Here is a 23,799-nt window from a genome sequence, read left to right on the forward strand (position 1 = left end):
AACCGCGCTAGGATCGTACCATGACCGATGCGCCCTCCAATCCTTCCGGCCTCACGCTCAGCCAGCGCGCCATGATAGCCGCCCAGGGCCCCGCGCCCTGGCTGGATGACCTGAACCCCGCACAGCGCGCCGCGGTCGAGGCGCTGGATGGCCCGGTCCTCATGCTCGCGGGTGCCGGCACCGGCAAGACCAAGGCGCTGACCGCCCGCATCGCGCATCTCCTGCGCATGGGAAAGGCGCGCCCGAACGAGATCCTCTCCGTCACCTTCACCAACAAAGCCGCGCGCGAGATGAAGGACAGGGTGGGCCGCCTTCTGGGCGAGGTGGCCGAGGGAATGCCCTGGATGGGCACCTTCCATTCGCTTTCCGTGAAGATCCTGCGCCGCCATGCCGAACTGGTCGGCCTGCGGTCGAACTTCACCATCCTCGATACCGACGATCAGCTGCGCCTGTTGAAGCAACTCGTCGCCGCTTCGAACATCGACGACAAGCGTTGGCCCGCCCGGATGCTGGCCGGCATGATCGACGGCTGGAAGAACCGCGCGCTCACCCCGCAGAAGGTCCCGTCAAGCGAAGCCCATGCCTATGCGGGCAAGGGCACGGAACTCTACGAACAATACCAGGACCGGCTGAAGACCCTGAATGCCGTCGATTTCGGCGACCTGCTTCTGCACTGCGTCACCATCTTCCAGGCTCACCCCGACGTGCTGGCCCAATACCAGCGATGGTTCCGCTACATCCTGGTCGACGAATATCAGGACACCAACATCGCCCAGTATCTCTGGCTGCGGCTGTTGGCGCAGGCCCACCACAACATCTGCTGCGTCGGCGACGACGACCAGTCCATCTATGGCTGGCGCGGGGCCGAGGTTGGCAACATCCTTCGTTTCGAGAAGGATTTTCCCGGCGCCAAGGTCATCCGGCTGGAACAGAACTACCGCTCCACCCCCCATATCCTCGCCGCCGCCTCAGGCGTGATCGCGGTGAATGCCGGGCGGCTTGGAAAGACGCTGTGGACGGAAGAGCAGGAGGGCGAGAAAGTCCGCCTCATCGGTCATTGGGACGGCGAGGAAGAAGCACGCTGGATCGGGGAAGAGGTTGAAAGCCTCCAGCGGGGCAGGGCGGTCGGCCGCTTCCGGCTGGACGACATGGCGATCCTCGTGCGCGCTTCCCACCAGATGCGCGCCTTCGAAGACCGCTTCCTGACCATCGGCCTGCCCTACCGTGTCATCGGCGGCCCGCGCTTCTATGAACGGCAGGAAATCCGCGACGCGATGGCCTATTTCCGCCTCGCCGTCTCGCCCGACGACGACCTGGCATTCGAGCGTGTGGTGAACCTTCCCAAGCGCGGCCTTGGTGAAAAGGCGCAGGGCGACATCCAGCGATTTTCCCGCGCCGCGGGCGTCTCGCTTCTGGAGGGCGCGCGCGAGATGGTGGCGCGCGGCCTGATCGGGGGCAAGGGCGGCGGGCAACTCCGCGCCTTCGTCGACGGCGTGGACCGCTGGCACGAGACCACGCTGAACCTCGAAGCCAACCACGTCGAACTGGCCGAGAAAATCCTCGACGAATCCGGCTACACGGCGATGTGGCAGGCCGACAAGACGCCCGAGGCGCCCGGACGGCTCGACAACCTGAAGGAACTGGTCAAGGCGCTGGAGCAGTTCGAGAATCTTCAAGGCTTTCTCGAACATGTCGCCCTCATCATGGACAATGACACCGAAGAGGCGATCGACAAGGTCTCGATCATGACGCTCCACGCCGCCAAAGGGCTGGAGTTTCCGGTGGTGTTCCTGCCCGGCTGGGAAGACGGCCTGTTTCCCAGCCAGCGCAGCATGGACGAATCGGGCCTCAAGGGGCTCGAGGAAGAACGTCGCCTGGCCTATGTCGGCATCACCCGGGCCGAGGTGCTCTGCACAATTTCCTTCGCCGCGAACCGCCGCGTCTATGGCCAGTGGCAAAGCCAGCTTCCCAGCCGGTTCATCGACGAACTGCCGGCGGCCCATGTCGAGGTTCTCACGCCGCCCGGCCTTTACGGCGGCGGCTACGGCGCGGCGGCGCCCTTCGCCGGCACAAGTTTCGGCTCATCGCTCGAAGACCGCGTCGCCAAGGCCGATGTCTACAACTCCCCCGGTTGGCGCCGCCTGCAGGACCGCAGCAGCGCGCGCCCGGTCAGCCAGCCACGCGAGGCGCGGGGCACGGTGATCGACATCACCGCCGCCTCGGCCTACGCGGTCGGCGACCGCGTGTTCCACCAGAAGTTCGGCTATGGCCGCGTGACAGGGATCGAGGGCGACAAGCTCGACATCGCGTTTGACAAGGCCGGGTCGAAGAAGGTCGTGGCCCAGTTCATCGTGCCAGCCGAACAGGCCGACGACGTGCCGTTCTAGGGCAAATTTCTTCGGACCTTCAGAACCGCCTGAACCGCTCCAGCCCCTGCAAGGCCAGCCCGGCCACCAAGCCCCAGAAGGCTGCGCCCACCCCGAAGGCCGCCACGCCCGAAGCCGTGACCGCCAGCGTCATCGCCGCGGCAAAGCGCGTCGGCTCCGGCGTGAAGGCCCCAGCCAGCGCCCCGGTCAACGGCGACAAGAGCGCCAGCCCCACAATCGCCGCCAGCAGCTCTGGCGGCAGCGCCTGCAAGACCGCAATCACCAGGGGCGACACCAGCCCCAGGCCAATCCAGAACAGCCCATAGAACACCCCCACCCGCCAGCGCGCCTTCGGGTCCGGGTGGACATCCGGCCCCATGCAGATCGCCGCGGTGATCGCCGCCATGTTGATCGGATGCGCCCCGAACAGCGCCGAAAGCCCCGACAGCCCGCCGGTCACCGCCAGCGCCGACCGCACCGGAGGCTCATATCCCGCCGCCCGCATCACCGCAAAGCCCGGCAGGTTCTGCGAGGCCATGGTGACAAGATAAAGCGGCAACCCAAGCCCGATCAGCACATCCCACCGCAGCTCCGGCGCAATGAACTCGGGGCGCGGTAGGACCAGCCCGGTCGCGGGCAGATGCGCCAGACCCAGCCCGAAGCCAAGCGCCAGCCCCGTGGCCAAAGCCGCCAGCACCGCCCAGGCGGGCGAACGCAGCCGCACCAGCGCAAAGACCGCCACCATCGGCAGGACCACGGCAGGAAGGTCCTTCACCGCCAGCGCTCCCTTCAGGCAGAAGGGCAGCAGCACCCCGGCCAGCATCCCAGCAGCAATCCCGTCAGGGATGCGCGCCACCAGCGTGCCAAGCGGCTTCACCGCGCCCGTCAGCGCGATCAGCCCCGCCGCCAGAAGGAAGGCCCCCACCGCTTCGGGCATGGTCACGCCCTTGCTGGCCGCGATCAGCGCCGCACCGGGCGTGGACCAGGCCAGAACCACCGGTACGCGGTGCCGCCAGCTCAGCCCCAGGCTCCCGATGCCCTTGGCGACCGAGATGGCCAGGACCCAGCTTGCCGTCTGTCCCGGCGTCGCGCCCAGGGCATGGGCCGCCGCCAGCACCAGCGCCACGGTGCTGCCAAAACCCACCATGGCGGCCACAAAGGCGGCCGAGATCAGCGATGCGCGCATGGGTCCGTCCCGGCCTGCCTCTGGTCCGGGCGAAGATGCACGGCAAGCCGCAAGGTTCAAGTGCAAGGGAGGGTGCGGCGCTCCCGAGGGAGGAGGAGAGGGAGCGCCGCAGGTGCCGTCGGCCCGAGGGAGGAGGAGGGGCCGTCGCACGCCGGTCGGGGCCGAAACCCCGGAAACTTGCGCGGCGACCCCGAGGGAGGAGGAGGGGGCCGCCGCTGGAGACAATGGCCCGAGGGAGGAGGAGGGCCATCGCACGCCGGTCGGGGCCTAAACCCCGGAAACCTGCGCGGCGACCCCGAGGGAGGAGGAGGGGCCGCCGCTGGAGACAATGGCCCGAGGTAGGAGGAGGGCCATCGCACGTCGTTCGGGGCCAGAACCCCGGAAACTTGCGCGGCGACCCCGAGGGAGGAGGAAGGGGCCGCCGCTTGTCCGTCCGGTCCGAGGGAGGAGGAGAGGACCGTCCGAAGCTGGTGGAAGCCCAGGGCTTCCGAAGAAAGTGCGGCGATACGAGGGAGGAGGAGACGTATCGCCGCTTTTGCTACAGGCCCCGAGGGAGGAGGAAGGGGCCTCGCAAGAAACTCAGTAGCCGTAGGCCGCCTGCGCCGCGACATCGCGGATCGACACGCGCGAGATCCCCAGGTCGGCCAGTTCGCGGTCGGTCAGGCCGTTCAGTTCCCGAACGGTACGCGAAAAGACGGCGCGGCGTTCCAGAGCAACCTTGATCGACTTGAAGATGCCACCGACTTCGGACGACAGCGCCGGGGAAGCGGTGCGGGTGTTGTTCACATATGCCATGTCAGCCTCACATTCTCTTCTTGGCGCGGCTGGACCTTCCGGGTGTCGGGGTCTGCCCTCGCTGTTAGGGGTAACATGAGGGATTTGCTGCACCTGCACAATGGGCCATGCCGCAACGCAGCTATGCGCAATCCGCATGGGTTCCTTTACGGAAACGTCAAGGAATGCAGCACCTTCGCTGAACTCTTGGGCAGAGACGAAACGACCCCTTGCCCTTCTGCCGAAAGCGCACGACCTATGCCAGGGAATCTGGCGGAGAAAACACGATGGCCATCACGCGCGAAGGGGTAATGGAGATTCTTCGGGGCATCCGGCTGCCCGACGGCGCCGATCTCGTAAGCCGCGACATGATTCGAGCCCTGTCCATCGCCGGCGGCCAGGTCCGTTTCGTGATCGAAGCGGAAACGCCCGAACAGGCGCGCGCCTTCGAGCCCGCCCGCGCCGCGGCCGAACAGGCGCTCCGCGCCGCGCCCGAGGTCAGCGATGTCCAGGTGGTGATGACGGCGCATGGCCCCGCGGCCAAGGCGCCGCCCCAGGAGGCCGCGCCAAACCTGCGCATCGGCCAGCACCCCACCCCCCACCAGGGCGGGCCGCAGCGCATCTCGGGCATCGACCGCATCCTCGCAGTGGCCTCGGGCAAGGGCGGTGTGGGCAAATCCACCGTGTCCTCGAACCTCGCCGTCGCGCTGGCCCGGCAGGGCCGCCGCGTCGGGCTGCTGGATGCCGATATCTACGGCCCCAGCCAACCCCGCATGATGGGCGTCAAGGGCCGCCCCTCCAGCCCCGACGGCAAGTCCATCGACCCGGTCACCGCGCACGGCGTCACCATGATGTCGCTTGGCCTGATGCTGAAGGAAGACGAGGCCGTCATCTGGCGCGGCCCCATGCTGATGGGCGCGCTGCAGCAGCTTCTGACTCAGGTGAACTGGGGCAAGCTGGATGTCCTCGTCATCGACCTGCCGCCTGGCACCGGCGATGTGCAACTCACCCTCTGCCAGCGCACCCACCTGACCGGCGCGCTTGTCGTCTCCACGCCGCAGGACGTGGCGCTGCTCGATGCGCGCAAGGCCATCGACATGTTCCTCAAGCTCAAGACGCCGATCCTTGGCCTGATCGAGAACATGTCCTCCTATATCTGCCCAAACTGCGGCCACGAGGCGCATATCTTCGGGCACGGCGGTGTGAGGGCCGAGGCCGCAAAGCTGGACGTGCCCTTCCTGGGCGAAATCCCCCTCAGCCTCGCCGTGCGCGAGGCAGGCGACAGCGGCACCCCGATCGCGCTTGGCGACGGGCCCGAAGCCCAGGCCTATGCCCGCCTGGCCGAGCGTCTGATCGGCGGCGGAATGGCCTGATCGCCGATCACGGCCGAATCACGCGACCGCGATTCGCGGTGAATCCGGGGTGAAAGCCCCGGATTTTTTCATTCCAGGGGGTAGGCCTGGGATTTGGCCCCACTGGATGGGAAAAATCTGCACGGCCACTGCCTCGGTCTGGGATGGCCTCCGCCTTCTAGATATGGGGCCTCGCGCAACCCCTTCCGCTAGGTTTTGCGAACGTCGCCGCATCCCCCAGGGGGCGACCGCGGATTCCGCGCCACAGTGGGTGATGGGCTCGCAAGTTCCGCCCAAACAAACCCATTGCGTCCCATAAAATCCCATGGCATCCCTTGTTCATCGGAAGACGACGGGCAGTAAGAACGAGGCGCAGACCTCGGAAACTTAAGGCAAAAAGGCAGGCTTTCATACAGGCACCCCCGGCTTCGACCGAATAAAGAGATCCGGCGCGCGAGCGAGCAGCACCCCCCAAGTGGCGCGCGTGGCTGGACCGCCCAGAAGTGAACTGGGACAGGCGGCGGATCAGACATGGCAGCGTCTGATCCGCCGTTTCCATTTTCCGGGGTGCGAGGGGCGTGAAGGGGCGGCAAAGCCGTGAAGGGCATATTCAGAGGCGAGGTCCCCCAGAAGGTGGACTCCAAGGCGCGGGTCTCGATCCCGGCAGCCTTTCGCCGTGTCCTCGAATCCGGTGATCCCGACTACACCGCCAACGGCCGCCCGCGTTTCGTGATCGTCTACGGCGATCCCCGCAACCCCGCTGTCGAATGTTTCACCGCCGCCAAGATGGACCAGATGGTCGAACGCATCATGTCGGCGCCCGACACGACGCCCAACCTGCCGCTGATCCGCCGCATCTACATCCAGATGTCGATGGAAGCCGAAGTCGATGACGACGGCCGCATCGTCCTGCCGCCCCGCGTGCGCGAGAAACTGGGCATCTCGCCCGAAGACCAGGCCAAGGGATTCGAGGCGATGTTCGCCGGCGCCGGCGATCGCTTCCAGCTTTGGAAGCGCGACACCTATGACGAGCGCCAGGCACGCTTTGCCGCCGAGGACATCGCCCGCCTGCCCGAGGATGCCGACCTCATGTCGCTTCTGGGCCCGCTGCCCGCGGCACAGCCGGGGGCCTGACCCATGGCCAAACCCGCCACCGCATCTGAACCCGCCGAAACCGCCCCCCATATCCCCGTCCTCCTGAAGCCGCTTCTGGCGGCAGTGGCACCGGTCTCCGGCCTCTGGCTCGACGGCACGCTCGGGGCAGGGGGTTACACCCGTGGCTTGCTCGCGGCCGGGGCCGATCGGGTCATCGGCGTCGACCGCGACCCCCTCGCGCTCGACCTCGCCCGCACCTGGGGCGCGCCCTACGGCGACCGCCTGACCCTGGTGCACGGCACCTTCTCGACGCTCGACACCTGCGCCGATGCGCCGCTCGATGGCGTCGTGCTCGATCTGGGCGTCTCCTCCATGCAGATCGACGATGCCGCGCGCGGTTTCTCCTTCCAGAAGGACGGCCCGCTCGACATGCGGATGAGCCAGGACGGCCCCTCTGCCGCCGACCTCGTGAACACCGCTTCCGAGGCCGAGCTCGCCGACATCCTGTACCATTTCGGCGAGGAACGCGCCTCGCGCCGCATCGCCCGCGCCATCGTGGCCGAACGCGCCAAGGCGCCCATCACCACCACGCTGCGCTTGGCCGAGATCGTCGCGCGTTGCCTGCCGCGGCCCAAACCGGGGCAAAGCCATCCCGCCACCCGCAGCTTCCAGGCGCTGCGCATCGCCGTGAACCGCGAGTTCGACGAGCTGCTCGACGGCCTCAACGCCGCCGAACGGGCGCTGAAGCCCGGCGGTCTCTTGGCCGTGGTCACCTTCCATTCGCTCGAAGATCGCGTGGTGAAGCGCTTCTTCGCCCAGGCCGCCGGCCAGGAGGGCAACGCCAACCGCTACGCCCCCGCCGTCGCCCAGGAAGCCCCCCGGTTCGAGCTTGTGACCCGCCGCGCCACAGGCCCCGACGACGAGGAACTTGCCGCCAACCCGCGCGCCCGCTCGGCCAAGCTGCGCGTCGCCCGCCGCACCGATGCGCCCGCCCGCGCACCCGATCCCGCCAGTCTCGACCTTCCCACCCTGCCGCAGAAGAGCCGCTGATGCGTCCCGTTCTCTATGTCCTCTCCTTCCTTGCCGTCATGGGCCTCGCCTTCTGGGCCTACCGCGAGAACTACGCGACCCAACACGCCCTGCGCGAGGTGGCGGGCCTGCAGGACGAGATCGCCAGCCTGCGCGAAAGCCTCGCTCTGACCCGCGCCGAATGGGCCTATCTCAACCGCCCGGACCGCCTGCGCGAGCTGGCCACCATCAACTTCGACCGACTCGGCCTCCTGCCGCTGGAACCTGGCCAATTCGGCCAGGTGACACAGGTGGCCTATCCCCGCGCCAAGCTCGACCTTCCCGGCGACCTCGGCCAGCCCGTCACCATCATGGGCGAAGACACCGACGAGGGGGACCTGCCGTGATCCGCACCCCCCTTCGCCCTCTCGCCCGCATCCTCCACGCCCGCGCCCAGGGCGAAAACCCCGATGCCATCGAGGCCGAAAACCGCCGTGCCCGCCACGAGGTGATGCGCGACCGGTCGCGGGCACGCGCCGAGGGTCGCATCCTCCTCCTGGGTCTCGGCTTCATCGTGGCCTATGCCGCCATCGGCGCGCAGATGATGAAGATCGCCGCGACCGAGCCCGAGGAACCCCGCTCCGCCTCTTCCGGCGCCGAAATCCTCGCCGGCCGCGCCGACATCACCGACCGCAACGGCCGCATCCTCGCCACCAACATGCTGACCCACGCGCTTTACGCCCAGCCCAAGGACCTGGTCGATCCCGCGCGCACCGCGCAGATGCTGGCCGAGATCTTCCCCGACCTGAAGGCCGAGGACCTGCAACGCCGCTTCACCGACGGGCGCAGCTTCCTGTGGATCAAGAAGGTCATCAGCCCCGAACAGATGCAGCAGGTGCACGAGATCGGCGATCCCGGCCTTCTGTTCGGCCCGCGCGAGATGCGGCTCTACCCCAACGGCGCACTCGCCTCCCACATCCTGGGCGGCGCCTCCTTCGGCGCCGAAGGCGTGTCCTCGGCCGAGGTCATCGGCACCGCCGGCATCGAAAAGGCGCTGGACGCCCGCCTGCGCGACCCGGCCCAGGCCGGCGCGCCGCTGGAGTTGTCCATCGACCTCACGGTGCAGGCGACGATCGAGGAAGTGCTCGATTCCGGCATCAAGATGATGAACGCCAAGGGCGGCGCCGCCGTCCTCCTGGACGTCAAGACCGGCGAGATCATCGCCATGGCCTCGCTGCCCGACTTCGACCCGAACGACCGCCCGCAACCGCTGGTCAAGGGCGATCCCGCCGACAGCCCGCTCTTCAACCGCGCGGTCCAGGGGGTCTACGAGCTTGGCTCCACCTACAAGATCTTCACCGCCGCCCAGGGGATGGAGCTTGGCCTCGTCAACCCCGAAACCATGGTCGATGCCGATGCGCCGATGATCTGGGGCAAGTTCAAGATCAAGGAATTCGACAACCACAACTACGGCCCCCTGCTTTCGGTCACAGACGTCATCGTGAAATCGTCGAACGTCGGCGTGGCTCATATCGCCATGATGATCGGCGGCACACGCCAGCAGGCCTTCCTGCGCGCGCTCGGCCTTCTGTCCCCCTCGCCGGTCGAACTGGTGGAAGCGGCGGGCGCCAAGCCCCTGGTCCCCGCGCGCTGGCCGGAAATCGTGACGATCACCGCCTCCTACGGCCACGGCCTGTCCTCCAGCCCGCTGAACCTCGCCGCGGCCTATGCCACCATCGCCAACGGCGGAATCACCGTCACCCCCACGCTTCTGAAACACCCCACCCCGGTAGAGGGCGCCCGCGTCCTGCGCCCGGAAGTGGCCAAGAACTCCGTTTCCATGCTGCGCCAGGTGGTGACGCGCGGCACCGCCTCCTTCGCCGAGGTGCCGGGCTATGCCGTCGCCGGCAAGACCGGCACCGCCGACAAGCCCAAGCCCACCGGCGGCTACTACCACGACAAGGTGATCAACACCTTCGCCTCGATGTTCCCGGCCAACGACCCGAAATACGTCCTCACCGTCACCCTGGACGAGCCGGTCGAAACCTCGGGGCCCGAGCCGCGCCGCACCGCCGGCTGGACCGCCGTTCCCGTCGCCGCCGAGATCATCCGCCGCGTCGCACCGCTCGTCGGGCTCAGACCGCAGGTTGATGCCGGGGCGGCGAATGGTCTAACAGCCGTCAGCGTCACCGAATGACGCGGTGAACACGGACGCGCGGGGCAGGGGCAGGCGATGGCGGAACGGAAGGCAACACTGGCGGAACTGGGGCTGACGGCGCGCGATGGCCGGCAGGCCGCCATCACCGGCCTCACGCTGGACAGTCGCGCCGTGCGTCCCGGCCATCTCTTCGCCGCCCTTCCCGGCAGCCGCACCCACGGCGCCGCCTTCATCGCCACCGCGCTCGACCAGGGCGCCGCCGCCATCCTCACCGATGCCGAAGGCGCCCGCCTCGCGGCCCCGGCCCTTGCCGCCAGCCCCGCCGCGCTCATCGTCGCCGAAGACGCGCGCGAGGCCCTGTCGCGCGCCGCCGCCCTTTGGTTCGGCGCCCAGCCCCGCATCATGGCCGCCGTCACCGGCACCAACGGCAAGACCTCCGTGGCCACCTTCACCCGCCAGATCTGGCAGGCGCTTGGCCATGCCGCCATCAACATCGGCACCACCGGCGTCGAAGGCGCATGGGTTGCCCCCTCCGCCCACACCACGCCCGATGCCGTGACCCTGCACCGCGTCCTGGCCGAGGCCGCTGCCGCCGGCGTCACCCATGCCGCGATGGAGGCTTCGTCCCACGGCCTCGACCAGCGCCGCATGGACGGCGTGCGCCTGACCGCGGCGGGCTTCACCAACCTCACCCAGGACCATCTGGATTACCACGGCACGATGGAGGCCTATTTCCAGGCCAAGGCCGGCCTGTTCGACCGTCTCCTTCCGCCCGAAGGCGTGGCCGTCATCAACACCACGGGCGCCATGGGGCCGGAAATGGCCGACAGGGCGGCAGATCGCGGCCTGACCGTGCTGGCCGTGGGCCGCGCCCAGAACGCCGACCTCCGCCTCATCGCCACCCGCCCCCATGCCACCGGTCAAGAGGTGCGCTTTTCCTGGCAGGGCAAGCCGGTGCAGGTCGAGCTTGACCTGATCGGCTCCTTCCAGGCCGAAAACGTGGCCGTGGCTGCCGGCCTTGCCATCGCCTGCGGAGAAGACCCTGACCGCGTGCTGTCGGTCCTGCCGCGGCTCACGGGCGTGCGCGGCCGGATGCAACTGGCGGCCACCCGCGCCAACGGCGCCCCGGTCTTCGTGGATTACGCCCACACGCCCGACGCCATCGAAACCGCGCTCAAGGCGCTGCGCCCGCATGTGATGGGCCGCATCCTCATCGTCTTCGGCGCCGGCGGCGACCGCGACCGCACCAAGCGCCCGCTGATGGGCAAAGCCGCCCATGACCACGCCGATGTTCTGTATGTGACAGACGACAATCCCAGAACCGAGGTTCCGGCCGCTATTCGTGCAGAAATAATGCAAGCCTGCCCCGAAGCGAACGAGGTCGGCGACCGGGCCGAGGCCATCCTGCGCGCGGTGGACCAGCTCCAGCCGGGCGATGCGCTCCTGATCGCGGGCAAGGGGCACGAGACCGGCCAGATCATCGGCCGCGACGTCTATCCCTTCGACGACGTGGAACAGGCCTCCGTCTCCGTCGCCGCGCTGGAGGGCCGCCCCGCATGACCGCACTCTGGACCACTGACGATGCCGAAGCCGCGACTGGCGGCCGCTCCACCCGGACGTGGCAAGCCAGCGGCGTTTCCATCGACACCCGCACGATCCAGCCGGGCGATCTCTTCGTCGCGCTGAAGGATATCCGCGACGGCCACGATTTCGTGGCCCAGGCGCTGGCCAAGGGCGCCGCCGCCGCGCTCGTCTCGCGCATCCCCGAAGATGTCCCCGCCGACGCGCCGCTTCTCATCGTCCCCGAGGTGCTGCCCGCGCTGGAAGCCCTCGGCCGCGCCGCCCGCGCCCGCACCCGCGCCAAGGTCGCCGCCGTCACCGGCTCGGTGGGCAAGACCTCCACCAAGGAAATGCTGCGGGTCCTGTTGTCGGGCCAGGGCAAGACCCACGCCGCCGAAGCCAGCTACAACAACCACTGGGGCGTGCCGCTGACCCTGGCCCGCATGGCACCCGACACCGATTTCGCGGTGCTGGAACTGGGCATGAACCACGCGGGCGAAATCGCCCCGCTCGCCCGCATGGTCCAGCCCCACGCGGTGATGATCACCACCATCGCCCCCGCGCATCTGGAAGCCCTCGGCAGCCTCGAAGGCATCGCCCGCGAAAAGGCTTCCATCGTCGAGGGGCTCCAACCCGGCGGCGCCGCCATCCTGCCAGCCGATGCACCGTGCGCCGACATCCTGCAAGACATCGCCGCCGCCTCGGGCGCCCGCATCGTCGCTTTCGGCGAGGCCGCATCCGCGGATTACCGGCTCGAAAGCACCCGTCTCTGCGATACGGCAACCGTGGCCCACGCCCTGCGCAACGGTGCGCCCTTCCTCTTCAAGGTCATGTCGCCCGGACGCCATTTCGCCGCCAACGCCCTCGGCGCGCTCGCCCTGGCCGAGGCGCTTGGCGCCGATCCGGTCATGGCCGCGCTCGATATCGGCCGCTGGCAGCCGCCGGCAGGCCGGGGCACGCGCGAGCGCATCCTGCTCGATCCGGTCGAGGAAACCCATTTCGACCTGATCGACGATGCCTTCAACGCCAATCCCGCCTCGCTGGCCGTGGCGCTCGACATCCTCATCGCCGCCAAGCCCTCGGACGGGCAGGGCGCCCTGCACCAGGGCCGCCGCATCGCCATCCTGGGCGACATGCTGGAACTTGGTCCCGACGAGATCGCGCTCCACCAGGCCATCGCCCGTCATCCGGGCCTTGACGCCATCGCGGTGATCCACTGTGTCGGTCCGCGGATGAAGGCGCTCTGGCAGGCCCTGCCACGCCGCCAGCGCGGCCATTGGACAGAGACGGCGCCCGAACTCGCCGCCCATGCCAAAACGCTCTTCGACCCCGGCGACATCGTGCTGGTCAAGGGCTCCAAGGGATCGAAAGTCAGCCTGGTCGTCGACGCGCTGCGCCGGCTCGGGCAAGGGGTGGCGCAAGACCACCGGGGGACAGAATAATGCTTTACCTTCTCACGCAGTTCTCCACCGGCGGGGACATCTTCAACCTCTTCCGCTACACCACCTTCCGCGCCGGCGGGGCCTTCCTGACCGCGCTGGTCTTCGGCTTCCTCTTCGGCCGCCCCCTCATCAACCTGTTGCGACGCAAGCAGGGCAAGGGTCAACCGATCCGCGACGACGGGCCGCAAAGCCATTTCGCCAAGGCCGGCACCCCCACGATGGGCGGGCTCCTGATCCTCTCGGCGCTCATGGTTTCCACGCTCCTCTGGGCGCGGCTCGACAATCCCTACATCTGGATCACCGTGCTGGTGACGCTCGCCTTCGGCCTCATCGGTTTCGCCGACGACTATGCCAAGGTGACAAAGCAGAACACCAAGGGCGTCTCCTCCCGCGTGCGCTTCCTCTCCGGCCTCGCCATCGCCGCGCTGGCCGCCTATGCCGCCGCCCGGTTCCAGCCCAACGACCTGACCAACCAGCTCGCCTTCCCCTTCCTCAAGGACGCGCTGTTGAACCTCGGATGGTTCTTCGTGCCCTTCGGCATGGTCGTCATCGTCGGCGCCGCCAATGCGGTGAACCTGACCGACGGGCTCGACGGCCTGGCCATCATGCCGGTGATGATCGCCGCCGGCACCTTCGGCGTGATCTCCTATGTCGTGGGCTCCGCCACCTTCGCCAACTACCTCGGCGTCCACTTCGTGCCCGGCACGTCCGAGATCATGGTCTTCACCGCCGCCCTCATCGGCGGCGGCCTCGGCTTCCTGTGGTACAACGCCCCCCCCGCCGCCGTCTTCATGGGCGACACCGGTTCGTTGGCCCTGGGCGGCGCCCTCGGCGCCATCGCCGTCTGCACGAAACACGAGATCGTGCTGGCCATCGTCGGCGGCCTCTTCGTGGTCGAGGCGCTCAGCGTCATCATCCAGGTCGCCTACTACAAGCGCACCGGCAAGCGCGTCTTCCTCATGGCCCCGATCCACCACCACTTCGAAAAGAAGGGCTGGGCCGAGCCGCAGATCGTCATCCGCTTCTGGATCATCTCGCTGATCCTCGCCATGATCGGCCTCGCCACGCTCAAGGTCCGCTGAGTGGCCCCGCTCGACACGCTCCTCGCCTTCCTCGCCGCCGCCGCGGTCTTCGCGCTGATGCCGGGGCCGGCGATCCTTTACGCCACGGCCCGCACCCTGGCGGGCGGCCGTCGCGCCGGCCTCATGGCGGCGCTTGGCATCGCGCTTGGCGGCTACATCCATGTCCTGGCCGCCGCCGCCGGCCTCTCGGCTCTGTTCCACGCCGTGCCCACGGTCTATGCGCTGCTCAAGCTGGCGGGGGCGGCCTACCTCGTCTGGCTCGGCTGGGGCATGATCCGCAGCAAGGCCACCGCGGGCACACCGCAGCTTGCCCCGCAAAGCCCGGCCCGCGCCTTCCGCCAAAGCGTCCTGGTCGAGCTTCTGAACCCCAAGACCGCGCTCTTCTTCGTGGCCTTTCTGCCGCAGTTTGCAGACCCCGCCGCCAGCTTTCCGGTCTGGCTGCAACTCCTCATCCTTGGCACGGTGGTGAACCTGATGTTCGCCGCCGCCGACCTGGTCGCCGTCTTCGCCGCCTCCAGCCTTGCCCGCCGCCTTGGCAAATCCACGCGCGCCGTGGCCTGGATGAACCGCGCGGGCGGCGCGCTGCTTATGGGGCTCGGCCTGCGCCTCGCCGCCGACCGCGCCTGATCCCCTGGGGCCTGACCGCCCCGCTTGCCCCCGCCGCCGGGGCAGGCCACAACAGCGGGAAACCCCAGAAAGGACCCGCCATGCAGCTTCGCCCCCTCGGCCAGACCGGCCTCGTCACCGCGCCCATCGTCTTCGGCGGCAATGTGCTCGGCTGGACCATCGACGAAGCGCAGGGCTTCCGCGTCCTCGACGCCTTCGTCGATCACGGCTTCAACGCCATCGACACGGCCGATGTCTATTCCAGCTGGGCCCCCGGCAACCAGGGCGGCGAATCCGAAACCGTCATCGGCCGCTGGCTCAAGGCCCGGCCGGGGATGCGCCAGCGCATCACGCTCTTCACCAAGGTCGGTTCCGACATGGGCCGCCCCGGCGAAAAGGGCCTCTCCGCCCGCTGGATCGCCAAGGCCGCCGAAGCCTCGCTCCGTCGCCTCGGCACCGATGTGATCGACCTCTACTTCGCCCACTGGCCCGATGCCGAAACCCCGCAGGAGGAAACCCTCGCCGCTTTCGGCGCGCTGCGCGATGCCGGCAAGATCCGCGCCATCGGCGCCTCGAACCTCGATGCCGAGCAACTGGGCCATGCCCTGGCCCTCGCCGATGCCGGACTGCCCGCCTACCAGGTGCTGCAGCCCGAATACAACCTCTACGCCCGCGACAGCTTCGAAGGCCCGCTCCGCGACCTCTGCATCGCCCGCGGCCTGGGCGTGGTCAGCTACTTTGCCCTCGCCTCCGGCTTCCTCACCGGCAAGTACCGCGGCCCGCAAGACCTTGGCCAGTCGGCCCGGGGCGAGGATATGGGCGACTATTTCACCCCCCGCGGCTTTGCGATCCTCGATGCGCTCGACCGCGTCGCCGCCGCGCACAGCGTCACCCCGGCCGAGATCGCGCTCGCCTGGGTCATGGCGCAGCCCGGCATCACCGCGCCCATCGCCTCGGCCACGAAGACCGCCCATGTCGAAAGCTTCGCCTGCGCCGCCGCGCTCAGCCTGACGACCGAGGATCTGGCGGCCCTCGACCTCTGACCCCTTGGAACAGGGCGGCTCCAACATATATACAATACGGAATATGATGGAGCTGCCCATGTCGCCCGCGTCCTACACGATCACCCGCCTCCTGCCCGGCACCGCGCTGGCCGATGCCGAGACCCGCACCCGCGCCGCGCTGGCCGCCGCAGGATTCGGCGTGCTCACCGAAATCGACGTTGCCGCCACGATGAAGAAGAAGCTCGGCCGCGACATGCCCGGCTACCGCATCCTCGGCGCCTGCAATCCCGGCATGGCCTGGGAGGCCATCGCGCTGGAACCCCGCGTCGGCGCCATGCTGCCCTGCAATGTCATCCTTCGCGAGGTCGAGGGCGGCACCGAGGTTTCCGCCGTCGATCCGGTCGCCTCGATGGCCGGCATCCCGAACCAGACGCTCAGCCAGGTTGCAGGCCTGGTGCGGGAAATGCTCGCCGGCGTCGTCGCCGCCATCTGACCGGCCCCGATTCTTCTGCGAAGGCCCCCGCGCCTTCGCAGAAGAATCGCTCCTAGCGCGCCTTTACCCGCGTCAGCGCCACGCCGCCCGCGATGATCAGCGCCGCGCCCAGCACCGTCATCGGCCCCGGCACCTCGCCAAAGGCCAGGAACCCCAGCACCGCCGCAAAGACCAGCCAGGCATTGTCAACCGGCGCCACCACCGACAGGGGCGCCGCGCGATAACCGCGGATCGTGCAATACTGCCCCAGCACCGCAAAGGGCCCAAGCGCAAGGCAAGCCAACAGCCCCAGCGGCCCAAGCGGCTGCCAGTCCAGCACCGCCGGAACCGCCAGCACCATGAGGCCCAGCACGGTGACATACAGCATCACCGTCAACGCCCGGTCGCGCTGTCCCAGAACCCGGATCAGCACCCCCTCCACCGCCATCAGCAGGGCACCGCCCAGCGATGCCAGCACCGGTGCCAGTACCAGCCCGCCGGAAAACGCCCCCTGCGCCAGTGCCACGACCAGCGCGCCCGCCAGGCTCACCGCCACCGCCAGCCCATGCAGCGGACCCACCCGTTCCGCCAGCACCACCACCCCCAGCACCACGGCCAGCGGCCCGTACAGCATGGCAATCGCCGTGGCATCCACGATGGGCATCTCGGCCGAGGCCCAGGTGATCGCGACCGCCGCCCCCGATCCGCACAGGGTCCGCGCCAGATGCGCCCAGGGCTGGCGGCTCTGGTACTGCCCGAAACCCCCGGTCGCCAGCGCCATCGGCACCAGAACCGCCAGCGATCCGATGCCCCGCAGGAAGGTCAGCTGGAACGCCCCGACCGCCCCGCCCGAGGCCTTTACCGCAGCAAAGATCAGCGTCCAGATCGCGGTCGAGGCCAGCGCCCACAGAATTGCGGGCAGATAGGTGAGGCGCGGCGGCATCGCGAACTCCGGGCGAAGATGTCTCGGGCGAAGGTTCCTCGTGTCAAACCCCGCCGCAGCCGATAAAACAAACGAGAAATCCTCGATCTGACTCAGGAATCCTCATGCAGGCCACGTCCCGCGTCTCGCTGAATGCGCTGCGCAGCTTCGCCGCCGCGGCCGAGGCGCAGGGCTTCGGCCCCGCCGCCCTGCGGCTTGGCGTGACGCCCGGCGCCGTCAGCCACCAGATCCGCGCGCTCGAAGCCGCGCTCGGCACCCAGCTCTTCCACCGCCGCAACAACGCCGTGCAGCTGACCGAGGCCGGTGAGAGGCTCTGGCGGCAGTCCGCCCCCGGTCTCCTCATCCTCGAACGCGCCCTGCGCGAGGCGCAGGAAGGCGCTTCCGAACTCTCCGTCCAGGTCCCGATGACCCTGGCGGTCCGCTGGCTCATCCCCATGCTCGACCGCTTCCGCGCCCGCCATCCCGGCCTGCGCATCCGTGTCGAAACCCTCACCGGCACCGGCCTGCCGCCCGGCCCGCCCGCCGATGTCGCGCTGGCTTATCACCCCATCGGCACGGTCCCCGCAGGCGCCGAGGTCTTTCTCGAAGACCGCTGCCGACCCTTCCTCTCGCCAGGCCTGCTTGCCCGCCTGCCCACGCCGGGGGATCTCGCCACCGTTCCCGCGCTGCAGGGCACCGAGACGAACTGGGACTGGCAGGTCTGGCTCGCCGCCTCCGGCCAGCCCGGCACAAGGCTCGACATCGCCGGCCGCTTCGACCTCGACGATGCCGCGATGCGTGCCGCCATCGCCGGCCTCGGCATGACGCTGGCCCCCGAGTTCGCCCTGAAGGACGACATCGCCGCCGGCCGCCTCGTCCCCCTGCCGGGCGCGCCCGAGGTGCTGCTTGGCCTCTACACGCTCCACGCCGCCCCCAGCGCCCCGCCCCAGGTCCACCGCTTCACCGACTGGCTGCGCCAGCAACGGTAAGGCCGGCCATCTCCGCGCCGTGTCTGCGGGTTCCGGTCGATCCAGCCTCCCGGCCAATCGTTAAGTCCAAGTTAATCCGCGCCCGCAACCCTCTGATTTTCCTCAATCCGCCAAAGCGTCCGAGCTCGGACACCCGAAAGGCCCGACCATGACCCTCTCCACCTCCCGCCCCCTCCACCCCACCGCCCTCGTCACCGGCGCCAACCGCGGCATCGGCCGCGCCATCGCCGCGGGCCTCAAGGCCAGGGGCGTCCGCGTCACCCTTTCGGCCCGGAACCAGGACGAAGGCCGCGCCGCCGCCGCCGCCCTGGGCGTCGCCTTCGCCCACATCGACCTCCTCGACCCCGACACCAGCTTTCAGGCCGTGACCGGGGCAGGGGGCTTCGACATCCTCGTCAACAACGCCGGCATCCTCGGCCATTCCTCCCTCCTCTCCCCCCGCTCCGATTTCGACGAGGCGATGGAGGTCATGGTCGCCGCCCCCCTCGACCTCATCCGCCTGAACCTGCCGCATTGGCGGGCCACCGGCTGGGGCCGGATCGTCAACCTCTCCTCCGGCTGGGGCGCCCATGCCCAGGGTCTCGGCGGCCCCGGCGCCTATGGCGTGGCCAAGGCCGCGCTCAATGCCCTGACCCGCGCCCTGGTCCGCGACCTGCCCCCCGGCGTGAAGATCAACGCCTGCGACCCCGGCTGGGTCGCCACGCGCATGGGCGGCGACGGCGCGCCCCTCACCCCTGACGAAGGCGCCGACACCCCGGTCTGGCTGGCCCTCCTGCCCGAGGACGGCCCGACCGGCGGCTTCTTCCGCCGCCGCCAGCCGATCCCCTGGTAACCCCTTGCCCTGATCGCCGCCGCCCGCTAAAGCGCCGCCTCCCCGAACGTGAAGGCCGATGCCATGCCCGCGCCCCTGACCGCCCCCGCCTGCGGGATCGACTTCGGCACCTCGAACTCCACCGTCGGCCTCGCCGACGCCACCGGCGCCCGCCTCATCGCGGTCGAGGGCACCCAGCCCACCATCCCCACCGCGGTCTTCCTGGACACCGAAACCGCCGAGGCCAGCTTCGGCCGCGCCGCCATCGCCGCCTATACCGGCGGCGAGGATGGCCGGCTGATGCGTGGCCTGAAATCCACCCTGGGCTCGCCCCTCATCCGCGAGACCACCCGCCTCGGCTCCCGCCTCATCTCGTTCCGCGAGGTCGTGGCCCGTTTCATGGGCCACCTGCGCGCCCGGCTCGATGCCGAAACCGGCACGCCCCTCACCTCTGTCGTGCTGGGCCGCCCGGTCCACTTCGTCGATGACGACGCGCAGGGCGACGCCGCCGCCCAATCCGTGCTGGAAGACATCGCCCGAGACCTCGGCTTCCGCGACATCGCCTTCCAGTTCGAACCCATCGCCGCCGCGCTGCATTACGAATCCTCGGTCACGGCCGAGGAACTGGTGCTGGTCGCCGACATCGGCGGCGGCACCTCCGACTTCTCGATCCTGCGCGTCTCGCCCACCCTCGCCCGCCACCCCGACCGCGCCGGGGACATCCTTGCCAACCACGGCATCCGGGTGGGCGGCACCGATCTCGACCGGCTTCTGTCGCTGGCCGAGGTCATGCCCCACCTGGGCTTCGGCAGTTCGGTCCGCCAGGGCAAGAGCCTGATGCCGCGACACTACTACATCGACCTTGCCACCTGGGTGCGGATCAACATGGTCTACACAGCCCGCACCCTGACGGAACTCCGCCAGATCGCGCGCGAAGCCGATGCCCCCGACCGCATCGCCCGCCTGATCCGCGTGATCGAAACCCGCCGCGGCCATGCGCTCGCCATGCTGGTGGAAGAGGCCAAGATCGCACTGACCGAGGCCGAGGCCACGCGCCTCTCGCTTACTTCCATCTGCGGCGGCCCGAACCCGGTGATCCGCCGCGACCGGTTCGAGGAAGCCATCGCCGCGCCGCTGGACCGCATCGGCACGGCGCTGGCCACCACGCTGGCCCAGGCGGGGCTTGCGCCCGCGCAGATCGGCACCGTGTTCCTCACCGGCGGCTCCGCGCACCTGCCCGCACTGCACCGGCTTGCCGGCCAGCTCTTCCCCGGCACCCGCATCGCCACAGGCGACATGCTGGGTTCGGTCGGCACCGGCCTCGCGCTGGACGCGCGCCGCCGCTTCGGCTGAGCTCAGTCCCTGTCGCACAGGCTCCCCGGCATCAGCCGGACCACCACCGCCTTCAGTACCGGCGGCAGGTCCAGCCCCGGCGCGACCATGCGCCCGGCCAGGATGCCTCCGTCAAGCCGGGTGATCCAGTTCACCGTCACGAAGGGCGGCGCCGGCTGCGCCGGATCGGTCGGAAGGACCGAGGGCAGGTCCCCCGCCACAAAGGCCGCCAGCGCCGACATCATCACCGCCTGCTCAACGGCGGTCGGGGTCCAGATCACGACCCGCTCGCCCGCTCCGGGCCCTCGGCCCTGAACCACCCGCATCCGCCCGGCATCCAGATGCACCGCGCAGCGCAGCACCGCCTCCGGGTCGGAGGAAGGCCACAGGGTCAGCGACAGCGAATGGGCCAGCGCCGGGGCAGGGGCCACCAGCGCCACAACCAACCAGCCTGCCGCGCCAAGCCGTCGCCCCATGGCCGCCTCCCGCCGCCATGGTCGCACGAATCCTCCGGCGAAAGAACGCCCCCGGTGTCATCTTTGCCCGAATGATCAAGGCGCGACGCCGGCCGGCTCAGCCCACGCGGAACTGCTTGGCCAGCTTCAGCCCCTGGCCCTGATAGTTCGACGCGATCCCCGCGCCATACAGCCGCTCGGGCCGGGCGCTCATGCGCTCATAGACCAGCCGGCCCACCACCTGCCCATGCTCCAGCACGAAGGGCGCCTCGTGGCACCGCACCTCCAGCACGCCGCGGCTGCCCTTGCCGCCGGCGCTGGCATGGCCGAAGCCGGGGTCGAAGAAGCCCGCGTAATGCACCCGGAACTCGCCCACCATCGCCAGGTAGGGCGCCATCTCGGCGGCATAATCCGGAGGGATCGTCACCGCCTCGCGGCTGACGAGGATATAGAACGCGCCGGGGTCCAGGATGATCCGCCCCTCGGTCGTGCGCACCTCTTCCCAGAACTCGCGCGCCGGATAGGCACCGATCCGGTCCAGATCCACCACCCCGGCATGGGGCTTGGCGCGATAGCCCACCAGGTCCCACTCGGCGGGCTTCAGGTCGACCGAGAAGCCAAGCCCCCCGTCGATCACCGCCTCGCCGTCCACCAGCGGCTCGGCCTCATGCAGCGCCGCGAGCTCGGCATCGGTCAGCGCCGCCGCGCCGTCGCGCAGCCGCAGCTGGTTCAGCCGCATCCCCGGCCGCACCAGCACCGAAAAGCTGCGCGGGCAGACCTCGGCCCACAGCGGCCCGTGATAGCCTTCGGGCACCCGGTCGAATTCGGTCCCGCCATCGGTGATGGTCCGCGTCAGCAGGTCCAGCCGCCCGGTCGAGCTTTTGGCATTGGCCACCGCCGTCAGCCCGGCGGGCAGCGCCAGCCGCTCGGCCAGGGGGATGACATAGACGCAGCCCTTTTCCAGCACCGCGCCGCCCGTCAGGTCCATCCGGTGCATCTCGAACTCGGCGATGCGGTCCGCAACCTTCCGCCCCTGTCCCGCCAGGAACGAGGCCCGCACGCGATAGGCCACCGTCCCAAGCCGAAGGTCCAGGCTGGCAGGTTGCACCTGCTCTGGCGTGATGGCCGGCTCGGCGGCGATGGCGCCCACGGCGATCAACTGGCGAAGGCGCAGGTCGGGCAGCACTCCGGTCACGCGAGGCCCCTTTCGGAAACGGAACCGCCCGCGCTGCCACAGGGCAGGCGGGCGGTTCGGTAAATGGTCGGGCCGGCGAGATTCGAACTCGCGGCCTCCCGCCCCCCAGACGGACGCGCTAACCAGACTGCGCTACGGCCCGATGCGCGGGATACATAGCGAGTTTCGAAGCAGGGGCAAGCGGGAAAGCGCATGGGCAAGGGCTCAGCGCGCCCGCACCCGCGCCGCCGCGGCCATGCCCTCGCGCAGCGCCAGCAGCCGGTCGCGCAGGGCCGCAAACTCTGCCGCCCGCTCGGCCAAGGCCTCCGGGTCCGCCGCCCGCAGCCGCCCCAGCACCGGCAGGACCGAGGCCAGGTCAACATCCAGCAGGTCGTCGGTCTCTTCGACCAGAAGGTCCGCCCCACGGGGTTTCGGCGCCACCGCAGGCGGCGCGGCGATGCCTGCCGCCGACCACAGGTCGCCCTGCCGCGCAAGCGGCGCGGGCGCCGGCTCCTCGATCTCGGCGGCCTCGACCTCCGTGACCTCGACCTCTGCGACCAATTCTTCGCGAACTTCGGCTTCCGGTTCGGCTGCGGGCTCGGGCGCCGGTTCCGCAACCTGCCTCCCGGCCCAGGCTTCCTCCAGCCCCGCGTCCAGGAACAGGTTTTCGTCGGCCAGTTCCGCGGCCTCTTCCTGCCCGATCTCGTCCTGCCCGGTCAGAACCTCGGCCAGGATCGCCTCGATCTCGTCCGGCCTCACCCCGTCCAGCGCGGCAAGATCAGCCATCTCTTCGGCAGAGGGAAGTTCCTCGACCGGTTCGCGGCCCACCTCGGCGGCGGCTTCTTCCTCCGGCTCCCAATCCGCCTCGGGGCCGGCGAAGAAACCCTCGTCCCCGGCACTCTCCTCGTCCCCGGCACTCTCCTCGTCGCCGGCACTCTCCGCGACAGGTTCAGGATGCAGGCGGTGCAACTCGGCGGTCTCGGCCTCGCGCCAATCCGGCTCGGCCTCGGTGTCCAGGAAGGGCGCCTCCTCGACCTCCGCCTCCCCGACCTCCACCTCATCGACGGCCGGCACCTCCCCGATCCCGGCCTCCGGGGTCGCGTCGTCCCCCCGCATCGGGCCAATGCCGGCAGCCAGTGGCACAACGTCTTCGCCCTGCACCTCCAGCGCCGTCACCGCAATCGGCGGCAGCACGGGCCGGGGCGGTTCCACCTCTGGCGCGACGTCGGGCTCCTCGCCCTCACGCAGGTTGGGGTCGGTGACAGACAGCCCGTCCTCATCCGTCCGCGCGCGCGCCTGGAACGACAGAATCTCGGCGCTCGGCGGTTCGGGCCCCACGCCGGGGATGCCCTCCAAGAGCCGCTCGTCCACCGCAAAGACCTCTTCCAGCGCCGCGCCGTCGCTGCCAAAGGCCGCGACCTGCCGCACCCCCTGTTCGCGCAGCATCTTCTGCACGCCGCGGATGGTCATGCCCTCGTCATGCAGCAGGCGCCGGATCCCGGCCAGAAGCGCCACGTCCGACGGGCGGTAATACCGTCGCCCGCCGGCGCGCTTCACCGGCTTGATCTGGGGAAACCGGCTCTCCCAGAACCGCAGCACATGGGCCGGCGTTTCAAGGTAATCGGCGACTTCGCTGATGGTGCGGAAGGCGTCCGGCGACTTTTCCATGCGGTGTCAGATCCTACCGCTTGGTCCCGGCCGCCACGCGGTCCTTCATCAGATGCGAGGGTCGGAAGGTCAGCACGCGCCGGGGCGAGATCGGAACCTCTTCCCCGGTCTTGGGGTTGCGGCCCACGCGCGCCGTCTTGTCGCGCACCGAGAAGGTGCCGAAGGACGAAATCTTCACCGTCTCGCCGCTCGCCAAGGCGTCCGAGACATGGCTCAGCACGCTTTCCACAAGCTGGGCCGATTCGTTGCGGCTGAGCCCGACCTCGCGGAACACCGCTTCGCTCAGGTCCATCCGCGTCAGAGTCTTTTCGCTCATGCCGTCCCCCCGATGTTCCGGCCCTGA

22 protein-coding genes and 1 tRNA gene are annotated in these 23,799 nt (G+C 69.4%); 15 read left to right on the top strand and 8 right to left on the bottom strand.

The genetic code is table 11. The annotated features are described in order from the left end of the window. Positions 1–20 precede the first annotated feature (20 nt). Complete coding sequence (locus JO391_RS02320; protein WP_220662601.1) at positions 21–2,387, top strand: ATP-dependent helicase; 2,367 nt, start codon at positions 21–23, stop codon at positions 2,385–2,387. 19 nt (positions 2,388–2,406) lie between these two features. On the opposite strand, the gene JO391_RS02325 is transcribed toward JO391_RS02320, so the two are convergent. Together JO391_RS02325 and JO391_RS02330 are read right to left on the bottom strand one after the other, a co-directional pair. Continuing rightward, positions 2,407–3,552 carry a benzoate/H(+) symporter BenE family transporter gene (locus JO391_RS02325; protein ID WP_220662602.1) on the bottom strand — a complete coding sequence of 382 codons (1,146 nt, stop codon included), beginning with the start codon at positions 3,550–3,552 and terminating at the stop codon, positions 2,407–2,409. A gap of 579 nt (positions 3,553–4,131) precedes the next feature. Beyond that, entirely contained in the window at positions 4,132–4,347 is a 216-nt protein-coding gene (locus JO391_RS02330; RefSeq protein WP_220662603.1) for a DUF1127 domain-containing protein, read from the bottom strand. Between the two features lie 266 nt (positions 4,348–4,613). Here JO391_RS02330 and JO391_RS02335 point away from each other — a divergent pair, with 266 nt between their 5' ends. The 11 genes from JO391_RS02335 (at position 4,614) to JO391_RS02385 (ending at position 16,126) form a co-directional block, all read left to right on the top strand. Continuing rightward, a complete protein-coding gene (locus JO391_RS02335) occupies positions 4,614–5,699 on the top strand; it encodes an Mrp/NBP35 family ATP-binding protein (RefSeq protein WP_220662604.1) in 1,086 nt (361 codons plus the stop codon). A gap of 576 nt (positions 5,700–6,275) precedes the next feature. Continuing rightward, the gene (locus tag JO391_RS02340) at positions 6,276–6,812 is read left to right on the top strand and encodes a division/cell wall cluster transcriptional repressor MraZ (protein ID WP_220662605.1); all 537 of its coding nucleotides are present in this window, start codon (positions 6,276–6,278) and stop codon (positions 6,810–6,812) included. 3 nt (positions 6,813–6,815) lie between these two features. Further along, a complete protein-coding gene (rsmH, locus tag JO391_RS02345; protein ID WP_220662606.1) occupies positions 6,816–7,823 on the top strand; it encodes a 16S rRNA (cytosine(1402)-N(4))-methyltransferase RsmH in 1,008 nt (335 codons plus the stop codon). Further along, complete coding sequence (gene ftsL, locus JO391_RS02350) at positions 7,823–8,188, top strand: cell division protein FtsL (protein WP_220662607.1); 366 nt, start codon at positions 7,823–7,825, stop codon at positions 8,186–8,188. The genes rsmH and ftsL overlap by 1 nt, the downstream gene beginning before the upstream one ends. Further along, positions 8,185–9,978 carry a peptidoglycan D,D-transpeptidase FtsI family protein gene (locus JO391_RS02355; RefSeq protein ID WP_220662608.1) on the top strand — a complete coding sequence of 598 codons (1,794 nt, stop codon included), beginning with the start codon at positions 8,185–8,187 and terminating at the stop codon, positions 9,976–9,978. Before ftsL ends, JO391_RS02355 begins: the two co-directional genes overlap by 4 nt. Positions 9,979–10,014: 36 nt before the next feature. Continuing rightward, entirely contained in the window at positions 10,015–11,499 is a 1,485-nt protein-coding gene (locus JO391_RS02360; protein ID WP_220662609.1) for a UDP-N-acetylmuramoyl-L-alanyl-D-glutamate--2,6-diaminopimelate ligase, read from the top strand. Continuing rightward, on the top strand, positions 11,496–12,941 hold the full coding sequence (locus JO391_RS02365; RefSeq protein WP_220662610.1) for a UDP-N-acetylmuramoyl-tripeptide--D-alanyl-D-alanine ligase: 1,446 nt from the start codon (positions 11,496–11,498) through the stop codon (positions 12,939–12,941). The genes JO391_RS02360 and JO391_RS02365 overlap by 4 nt, the downstream gene beginning before the upstream one ends. After that, entirely contained in the window at positions 12,941–14,023 is a 1,083-nt protein-coding gene (gene mraY, locus JO391_RS02370) for a phospho-N-acetylmuramoyl-pentapeptide-transferase (RefSeq protein WP_220662611.1), read from the top strand. The genes JO391_RS02365 and mraY overlap by 1 nt, the downstream gene beginning before the upstream one ends. Next, the gene (locus JO391_RS02375) at positions 14,024–14,650 is read left to right on the top strand and encodes a LysE family translocator (RefSeq protein ID WP_220662612.1); all 627 of its coding nucleotides are present in this window, start codon (positions 14,024–14,026) and stop codon (positions 14,648–14,650) included. It begins immediately after the preceding gene. A gap of 80 nt (positions 14,651–14,730) precedes the next feature. Then, positions 14,731–15,672: an aldo/keto reductase gene (locus JO391_RS02380; protein ID WP_220662613.1), complete on the top strand. Its 942-nt coding sequence runs from the start codon at positions 14,731–14,733 to the stop codon at positions 15,670–15,672. Positions 15,673–15,730: 58 nt separating this feature from the next. Next, entirely contained in the window at positions 15,731–16,126 is a 396-nt protein-coding gene (locus JO391_RS02385) for a DUF302 domain-containing protein (RefSeq protein WP_220662614.1), read from the top strand. Positions 16,127–16,178: 52 nt separating this feature from the next. Here JO391_RS02385 and JO391_RS21685 read toward each other — a convergent pair whose 3' ends face one another. After that, positions 16,179–17,048: a DMT family transporter gene (locus JO391_RS21685; protein ID WP_220662615.1), complete on the bottom strand. Its 870-nt coding sequence runs from the start codon at positions 17,046–17,048 to the stop codon at positions 16,179–16,181. A gap of 104 nt (positions 17,049–17,152) precedes the next feature. On the opposite strand from JO391_RS21685, the gene JO391_RS02395 reads away from it, so the two are divergent. The 3 genes from JO391_RS02395 to JO391_RS02405 all read left to right on the top strand — a co-directional run bounded on the left by JO391_RS02395 (position 17,153) and on the right by JO391_RS02405 (position 20,180). Beyond that, complete coding sequence (locus JO391_RS02395; protein ID WP_220662616.1) at positions 17,153–18,016, top strand: LysR substrate-binding domain-containing protein; 864 nt, start codon at positions 17,153–17,155, stop codon at positions 18,014–18,016. 148 nt (positions 18,017–18,164) lie between these two features. Continuing rightward, entirely contained in the window at positions 18,165–18,848 is a 684-nt protein-coding gene (locus tag JO391_RS02400) for an SDR family NAD(P)-dependent oxidoreductase (protein ID WP_220662617.1), read from the top strand. A 63-nt stretch (positions 18,849–18,911) separates the two neighbouring features. Continuing rightward, on the top strand, positions 18,912–20,180 hold the full coding sequence (locus JO391_RS02405) for an Hsp70 family protein (protein WP_259444801.1): 1,269 nt from the start codon (positions 18,912–18,914) through the stop codon (positions 20,178–20,180). A gap of 2 nt (positions 20,181–20,182) precedes the next feature. Here the strand turns inward: JO391_RS02405 and JO391_RS02410 are convergent, their stop codons facing one another. The 5 genes from JO391_RS02410 to ihfA all read right to left on the bottom strand — a co-directional run bounded on the left by JO391_RS02410 (position 20,183) and on the right by ihfA (position 23,772). Beyond that, positions 20,183–20,635 (bottom strand): hypothetical protein, encoded by a 453-nt coding sequence (locus JO391_RS02410; protein WP_220662618.1) that lies wholly within the window; start codon positions 20,633–20,635, stop codon positions 20,183–20,185. 97 nt (positions 20,636–20,732) lie between these two features. After that, on the bottom strand, positions 20,733–21,809 hold the full coding sequence (locus tag JO391_RS02415) for a 2'-deoxycytidine 5'-triphosphate deaminase (protein ID WP_220662619.1): 1,077 nt from the start codon (positions 21,807–21,809) through the stop codon (positions 20,733–20,735). Between the two features lie 64 nt (positions 21,810–21,873). Next, positions 21,874–21,951 (bottom strand) — tRNA-Pro (locus JO391_RS02420). Between the two features lie 62 nt (positions 21,952–22,013). Further along, complete coding sequence (locus tag JO391_RS21775) at positions 22,014–23,456, bottom strand: MerR family transcriptional regulator (protein WP_259444802.1); 1,443 nt, start codon at positions 23,454–23,456, stop codon at positions 22,014–22,016. Positions 23,457–23,469: 13 nt separating this feature from the next. Then, positions 23,470–23,772, bottom strand: a complete 303-nt coding sequence (gene ihfA / locus JO391_RS02430) for an integration host factor subunit alpha (RefSeq protein ID WP_220662620.1) — start codon at positions 23,770–23,772, stop codon at positions 23,470–23,472. Positions 23,773–23,799: the final 27 nt, after the last annotated feature.

It is taken from the genome of Neotabrizicola shimadae (assembly GCF_019623905.1).
Classification (GTDB): Bacteria; Pseudomonadota; Alphaproteobacteria; order Rhodobacterales; family Rhodobacteraceae; genus Neotabrizicola; species Neotabrizicola shimadae.

Coding starts and splice junctions, on each gene's coding strand:
- JO391_RS02400 (WP_220662617.1), top strand. CDS start 18,165: ATGACCCTCTCCACCTCCCGCCCCCTCCACCCCACCGCCCTCGTCACC.
- JO391_RS02325 (WP_220662602.1), bottom strand. CDS start 3,552: ATGCGCGCATCGCTGATCTCGGCCGCCTTTGTGGCCGCCATGGTGGGT.
- JO391_RS02330 (WP_220662603.1), bottom strand. CDS start 4,347: ATGGCATATGTGAACAACACCCGCACCGCTTCCCCGGCGCTGTCGTCC.
- JO391_RS21685 (WP_220662615.1), bottom strand. CDS start 17,048: ATGCCGCCGCGCCTCACCTATCTGCCCGCAATTCTGTGGGCGCTGGCC.
- JO391_RS02380 (WP_220662613.1), top strand. CDS start 14,731: ATGCAGCTTCGCCCCCTCGGCCAGACCGGCCTCGTCACCGCGCCCATC.
- JO391_RS02320 (WP_220662601.1), top strand. CDS start 21: ATGACCGATGCGCCCTCCAATCCTTCCGGCCTCACGCTCAGCCAGCGC.
- JO391_RS02410 (WP_220662618.1), bottom strand. CDS start 20,635: ATGGGGCGACGGCTTGGCGCGGCAGGCTGGTTGGTTGTGGCGCTGGTG.
- JO391_RS02335 (WP_220662604.1), top strand. CDS start 4,614: ATGGCCATCACGCGCGAAGGGGTAATGGAGATTCTTCGGGGCATCCGG.
- JO391_RS02395 (WP_220662616.1), top strand. CDS start 17,153: ATGCAGGCCACGTCCCGCGTCTCGCTGAATGCGCTGCGCAGCTTCGCC.
- JO391_RS02385 (WP_220662614.1), top strand. CDS start 15,731: ATGTCGCCCGCGTCCTACACGATCACCCGCCTCCTGCCCGGCACCGCG.
- JO391_RS02360 (WP_220662609.1), top strand. CDS start 10,015: ATGGCGGAACGGAAGGCAACACTGGCGGAACTGGGGCTGACGGCGCGC.
- ihfA (WP_220662620.1), bottom strand. CDS start 23,772: ATGAGCGAAAAGACTCTGACGCGGATGGACCTGAGCGAAGCGGTGTTC.
- JO391_RS21775 (WP_259444802.1), bottom strand. CDS start 23,456: ATGGAAAAGTCGCCGGACGCCTTCCGCACCATCAGCGAAGTCGCCGAT.
- JO391_RS02365 (WP_220662610.1), top strand. CDS start 11,496: ATGACCGCACTCTGGACCACTGACGATGCCGAAGCCGCGACTGGCGGC.
- rsmH (WP_220662606.1), top strand. CDS start 6,816: ATGGCCAAACCCGCCACCGCATCTGAACCCGCCGAAACCGCCCCCCAT.
- JO391_RS02405 (WP_259444801.1), top strand. CDS start 18,912: ATGCCCGCGCCCCTGACCGCCCCCGCCTGCGGGATCGACTTCGGCACC.
- ftsL (WP_220662607.1), top strand. CDS start 7,823: ATGCGTCCCGTTCTCTATGTCCTCTCCTTCCTTGCCGTCATGGGCCTC.
- mraY (WP_220662611.1), top strand. CDS start 12,941: ATGCTTTACCTTCTCACGCAGTTCTCCACCGGCGGGGACATCTTCAAC.